Raw genomic sequence first — 514 nt, 5'->3', positions numbered from 1 at the left:
GTTGAAGGCGAAGGGGTAACCCACGCTGGAGGTATCAGAAGTGCGAATGCTGACATGAGTAACGATAAAGGGGGTGAAAAACCCCCTCGCCGAAAGACCAAGGGTTCCTGTCCAACGTTAATCGGGGCAGGGTGAGTCGACCCCTAAGGCGAGGCCGAAAGGCGTAGTCGATGGGAAACGGGTTAATATTCCCGTACTTCTGCTAACTGCGATGGAGAGACGGAGAAGGCTAGGCCAGCACGGCGTTGGTTGTCCGTGTTTAAGATGGTAGGTGGTGTGTTTAGGCAAATCCGGACACACATACACTGAGAGTTGATGACGAGGTGCTACGGCACTGAAGTGGTTGATGCCATGCTTCCAGGAAAATCTTCTAAGCTTCAGGTTAGCAGGAATCGTACCCCAAACCGACACAGGTGGTCGGGTAGAGAATACCAAGGCGCTTGAGAGAACTCGGCTGAAGGAACTAGGCAAAATGGTACCGTAACTTCGGGAGAAGGTACGCTGCTGCCGGTGA

At 53.1% G+C, this 514-nt stretch carries 1 rRNA gene; it reads left to right on the top strand.

The features are described from left to right. Window positions 1-514, top strand: a 23S ribosomal RNA gene (locus L2725_RS23160); the annotation flags it as partial.

The sequence above is a fragment of the Shewanella corallii genome (genome assembly GCF_023349125.1).
Lineage (GTDB): Bacteria > Pseudomonadota > Gammaproteobacteria > Enterobacterales > Shewanellaceae > Shewanella > Shewanella corallii.
The sequence above is the reverse complement of the archived record's forward strand: the minus strand, read 5'-3'. Positions and strand labels throughout refer to the sequence as shown.